The organism is Brevundimonas sp., assembly GCF_036399195.1.
Lineage (GTDB): Bacteria > Pseudomonadota > Alphaproteobacteria > Caulobacterales > Caulobacteraceae > Brevundimonas.
On the sequence record NZ_DASWNO010000024.1, the window covers coordinates 1 to 5625 of the forward strand.

3 protein-coding genes and 1 tRNA gene are annotated in these 5625 nt (G+C 68.2%); 3 read left to right on the forward strand and 1 reads right to left on the reverse strand.

Features of this window, described 5'->3' with window-relative positions:
• Positions 1 to 11: 11 nt before the first annotated feature.
• Positions 12 to 1241 (reverse strand): PQQ-dependent sugar dehydrogenase, encoded by a 1230-nt coding sequence (locus VGB60_RS01260; protein WP_331036471.1) that lies wholly within the window; start codon positions 1239 to 1241, stop codon positions 12 to 14.
• 194 nt (positions 1242 to 1435) lie between these two features.
• Between VGB60_RS01260 and VGB60_RS01265 the strand changes: the two genes are divergently transcribed.
• From VGB60_RS01265 to VGB60_RS01275, 3 genes are all read left to right on the forward strand, one after another.
• Positions 1436 to 1512: transfer RNA gene (locus tag VGB60_RS01265), tRNA-Met, on the forward strand.
• 288 nt (positions 1513 to 1800) lie between these two features.
• Positions 1801 to 4509: a TonB-dependent receptor gene (locus VGB60_RS01270; RefSeq protein ID WP_331036472.1), complete on the forward strand. Its 2709-nt coding sequence runs from the start codon at positions 1801 to 1803 to the stop codon at positions 4507 to 4509.
• A gap of 165 nt (positions 4510 to 4674) precedes the next feature.
• Positions 4675 to 5625, forward strand: a 951-nt coding sequence (locus VGB60_RS01275; protein ID WP_331036473.1) for an agmatine deiminase family protein, incomplete at its 3' end; no start/stop codon positions are given.

Here is a 5625-nt window from a genome sequence, read left to right on the forward strand (position 1 = left end):
GCCACCACCGATCACCGAGCCGCCAGCCGCACCAGCTTGCCCTCCGGTTCGTCGGTGATGGCCCAGACGGCGCCGTCGGTGGCTACGGCCACATCGCGGACGCGCTCGCCCAGGTCGGTCAGAAGCCGCTCTTCGCCGACCACCCGGTTGCCGTCCAGCACCAGCCGGGCGATGTGCTTTTCCCTCAGTCCGGCGACCAGCAGGTTTCCCCGCCAGCCCGGGAACATCGCGCCGTCGTAGATCGTCATGCCGCCGGGCGCGATGACGGGGTCCCAGTAATAGACCGGCTGTTCGGTTCCCTCGCGCGCCGTCACGCCGGCGCCGATCGCTCCGCCCCGGTATTCGACGCCGTACGCCACGTCCGGCCAGCCGTAGTTGAGGCCGGCCCGGTCGAGGTTGAGCTCGTCGCCGCCGCGCGTGCCGTGCTCGACGGTCCAGACCGCGCCGTCCCGCGCGATGGCTATGCCCTGAACGTTGCGGTGGCCCAGCGACCAGATCTCGGGCAGGGCGCCCTCGCGGCCCACGAAGGGGTTGTCCTGCGGGACCGTGCCGTCGGCGTTGATGCGGATGGTCTTGCCCATGTGCGAGCCGAGGTCCTGCGCCTGCGGCCGCATCGGCGCGTCGGAGCGCTCGCCCAGGGTGATGAACAGCTTGCCGTCAGGGGCGAACGCCAGCGACGAGCCGTAGTGCAGCGTGCCCTCGTAGGCGGGCAGGGCGCGGAAGATCACCTGCACGTTTTCGACGCGGGCGCCGTCGGGCGAAAGACGTCCGCGCGCGACCGAGGTGGCGTTGCCGCCCTGCCTCGGCTCGGCGTAGCTCCAGTAGATCAGCCGGTCCTGGGCGAAGCTCGGGCCGACCAAGACGTCCAGCAGGCCGCCCTGGCCGCGGGCGTCGACCTCGGGCAGGCCGGTGATGGGCTCGCCGACCACACCCTGGGCGGTGACGATGCGCAGGCGGCCGGGCCGTTCGGTGACCAGCCAGCGTCCGTCGGGCAGCATCGCCAGCCCCCACGGTTCGACGAGACCCGAGGCCACCACGGTGTGGGCGAGGGCCGCTTGGGTGCGGACGCCGGGCGCGCGGGTCTGGCCCGCGAAAGCAGGCCGCTGGTCGGGGGCGTTGGCGGCCCGCGTCTCGAGGGGCGCTCCGGCAGGGGATGGAGGCGCGTCCTGCGAGCCCTCGGCCGCGCAGGCGGCCGTGAGGGCGATGGAGGAGACGGCGACGGCGAGAGCGGACAGGCGCATGGATTTTCCCCGGGATGCGAACGGCGAACGAACGTCGGGCAAGCCTTACCGTTCCTCGCCGGCCCCGTCACCGGAGCGGCTCGCCGCAGGGCGCCGGGGCGACTTGAATCCACGTCGGCGCCTCTATATAGGCACGCCTCTTCCGGCGGACAGACCAGTTCCCGCCGGACCCGAACGACAGGGTCGTCAATTGGGGCTGGGTAGCTCAGCTGGTTAGAGCGGTGGATTCATAACCCACAGGTCGGCGGTTCGAGCCCGCCTCCAGCCACCATCTTTCCCGAGAATCACGGCCTTCGCCGAACCCGCGCGCCGGCCGGAGTTTCCCCGTGCGCACCGGCGCGCCGACGACCTTCATCGACCTGGAGGCGCGCGAAACGGCCCGCTCATCCACAGGTAAACCGCCCACAGCAGTGTGTCTCCCGTGTCACCACCCGACACTGTCATCTCACTGTCACACGAATGTCGTCCCACTTTCTGACGGCACGCCTAGAGGGGGCGGGATTTCACCGGCTGCCGCCGGTCGCAGGGCGCGCGCGCCCATCTTCATCGGGGATAGAGTATGACGAACCGCAAACGCGTGTTCTGGGCGACAACCGCCCTCTGCAGCGGCCTCCTGCTCGCAGGCGCCGCCTCCGCCCAGTCTTCGGGCACCGTGGCCACCGAAGGCGCCACCGAACTGGACACGGTGGTGGTCACCGGCTCGCGCACGCCCGCGATCACCGGCGTGGTCGCCCAGACGGTCCCCAAGACGCGTTCCAGCATCTCGCAAGAGTTCATCTCGACCCAGACTTCCGGCCAGACGATCCTGCAGTCGCTGAACCTGGTCCCCGGCCTGAACTTCGTGAATTCGGACCCCTACGGCAACTCGGGCGGCAATATCCGCCTGCGCGGCTTCGACGGCAACCGGGTCTCCCTGACCTTCGACGGCATGCCGCTGAACGACACCGGCAACTACGCCGTGTTCACCAACCAGCAGCTCGACTCGGAGCTGATCGAGCGCGCCTCGGTCAACCAGGGTACGACCGACGTCGACAGCCCCACCGCCTCGGCCACCGGCGGCACGATCGCCTTCCTGTCCGCCCGTCCGCTTGAAGAGCCCGGTGTTCAGGTCAACTCCTCGATCGGCGAGAACAACTACGGCCGCGTCTTCCTGCGCGCTGACACTGGCGCCTTTGGCCCCTGGGACACGACCGCCTATGTGGCCGCGTCCTACACCCGCTATGACAAGTTCCGCGGTCCGGGTGAGCTGGAGAAAACCCAGTTCAACGGCAAGGTCTATCAAGACCTCGGCGGGAACGGGAATTTTGTCAGCTTGGCCGGCCACTACAACCGCAACCGCAACGCGGCCTTGTTCGCCAACTACACGCAGGCCCTGTTCAACGCTGGCGTCGAGCCGCTGGAGAACGACATCGCCTGCTTCCGCCCGTTCGGAGCGAATGGGACGGTTCAGGACGAGAACACCCAGTCGACCCGCATCCAGTCGGACGGCTCGATCGCCTCGGGCAACTGCACCAGCGCCATCAACGTGCGCATCAATCCGTCGGACACCGCCAACCTGCGCGGCCAGTTCAGCTACGCCCTGACCGACAACCTGCGTTTCACCTTCGATCCGTCCTATCAGTACGTGCTGGCGACCGGCGGCACCACGACCAGCCTGTTGAACGAGCGTGACGACCGGATTGACCAGAACCGCACCAACAACAACAACGCGACCGGCCTGAGCGCCGTAACGAACGCGCAGTGCCTCACCGCCGCCTTCCGCACGACCGGCCGCGACCTCAACGGTGATGGCGACACCTGCGACAACGTCCACGTCTATGCGCCGTCGGTGACCAACACGAACCGTTACGGTCTAAGCAGCTCGCTGATCTGGGACCTGAACGACGACCACCGCATCCGAGCCGCCTATTCGCTCGACTACGGCCGTCACCGCCAGACGGGCGAGGGCTCGTTCCTGAGCCGCGACACCCGTCCGGTCGATCCCTTCAGCACCTTCAACGCGCCCGACTTCGCCGTCACCGGCCGCGACGGTTCGATCTACCGCTTCCGCGACCGCTTCTCGATCGCCGAGCTCCAGCAGTTTGCCGTCGAATACATCGGCGACTTCCTAAACGACTCGCTGACCCTGAACATCGGCGTGCGGGCCCCGGAGTTCACCCGTGAACTGAATCAGTACTGCTTCTCGCAGAACGGCACTTCAAACGTGCGCTGCACGACCGAAACACCTTCGGCGACGCTGGCCAGCGGCAACGTCCAGTTCGCTTCGACGGGCACGACCCAGTTCATCCCGCCCTACCAGGCCGAACTGGAATACAGCGACGTCCTGCCGAACGTGGGCGCGGTCTACCGCTTCGGCGGCGGACACAGCGTCTACGCCAGCTACGCCGAAGGTCTGGCGGTGCCGCGGACCGACAACCTTTATCAGCCGGTGCGGAACACGACCAACAACTCGCTCGACTTCTCGGCCGTGCAGCCCGAGCGGACCAAGGCCTACGACCTCGGCTACCGGTTCCGTAACGCACGACTGATCGTCCAGGCCGCGCTGTGGTACATCGATTTCGAGAACCGCATCGTCAACTCGCTGGACGACGATCCGAACTCGCCAACCTTCGGCTTCTTCGTCGATCGGAACGTCGGCTCAGTGAAGCAGCAGGGCTTCGACGGCCAGCTCGGCTACATCTTCAGCGACACCTTCGCGCTCAACCTGTCGGCCTCGTATAACGAAAGCGAGCTGCAGGATAACCTGTTCCTCGGCAACTTCGCCTGCACCGCCACAACGCAGGTTGCGGGTTCGACCCCCGTCTGCCCGGCCGGCACCGCCGCGGCGCCGGCCCTGCAGATCCCGCTGTTCCTGCCGACCGCCGGTAAGACGTTGGTCGAGACCCCGGACTGGACCTTCTCCGCGCGCGCCGACTGGGACGTGACGGAAGACTTGTCGGTCGGTCTCCAAGCTAAGTACGTCGGCGAGCGGTTCGCCACGGACGTGAACGACGAGGTTTCGCCCGCCTATACGGTCGCCGATCTGGACGTTCGCTACGACCTGACCGACCGCTTCGGCATTCGCGGCGCCTACGTCCAGCTGAATGTCAACAACCTGTTCGGTGAAGAGTATCTGGGCAACATCTCGACGGGTCAGAACGCATTGTCGACCGTGGTCACGACGGACCCGCGCGTTCCGGCCGCTCAGGCCAACCGCACTGGCGTCTTCCGGACCTACTCGCCGGGTTCGCCGCGCACCGCGCAGATCACGCTCGGCATGAAGTTCTAAGCCGGTCGCTCTCGATTGAGTGAAGGAGAGGCGGTCCGGAAACGGGCCGCCTCTTTTTCGTTGGGCGGGCCATCTCGGCCCGCGCCGGTCGCATGTGTTGAAGTCGGGGTCCCGCATGTCTATCTGGCGCGGCTGCCTCGCCGCCGTTCAGGGATGCCCCGCTTCATGACCACCCCCGTGCCCGCCGAATGGTCTCCCCACCGCGCCATGTGGGTCGGCTGGCCCAGCCATGCCGATCTGTGGGAGGAGAACCTCGAGCCGGCGCAGGCTGAGGTCGAGGCGCTGGTCCGCGCGCTCGCCGGGCCGGGACGCGAGCGGGTGCGGCTGCTCGTCGGTCATGGCGAGGCCTTGGCTGATGCCCAGTCCCGCTTCGACGGCGTCGCCAACGTCGAGGTCGTGGATGGCCGGTTCGGCGACATCTGGCTGCGCGACACGGGCCCGATCTTCGGCGCCGGGTCGGCCAGCGCCGCGGCGTTCCGCTTCAACGGCTGGGGCGGCAAATACGAGCTCGAGCACGACGACGCGGTGGCGGCGCAGATCGGCGAGGCCGCGGGTGCGCGGCTCGCTCGCCACGACTTCGTCCTCGAGGGCGGCGCGCTGGACCATGACGGGGATGGCACGATCCTGACCACCCGCCAGTGCCTGCTGAACCCGAATCGCAACGCCGCCTGGACCGAGGCCGCGGCGGAGGCGGCGCTGGCGGCGTCGCTGGGCGCGCGCAAGGTGCTGTGGCTCGGCGACGGCCTGCTGAACGACCATACGGACGGCCACGTCGACAACCTCGCCCGCTTCGTCGCGCCGGGCGTGGTGGCCTGCCCCGTCGCCTGGGGCAAGGGCGACCCCAACGACGACGTCTATGACGCCGTGGCGCGAACCCTGTCGCAGATGAGCGACGCCGCCGGCCGTCCGATCCGGGTGCTGCGCCTGCCCTCGCCCGGCTTCGTGGCCGACGAGGACGACAGGCCGGTTCCCGCGAGCCACATGAACTTCCTCATCGCGAATGGGGCGGTGATCGTCCCGACCTACGGCGACGACCGCGCCGCGGACCTGGCCTGCCAGGGGCTGGCCACCGTCTTCCCCGACCGTGAGATCATCGCCCTGCCGTCCCTCGCCATC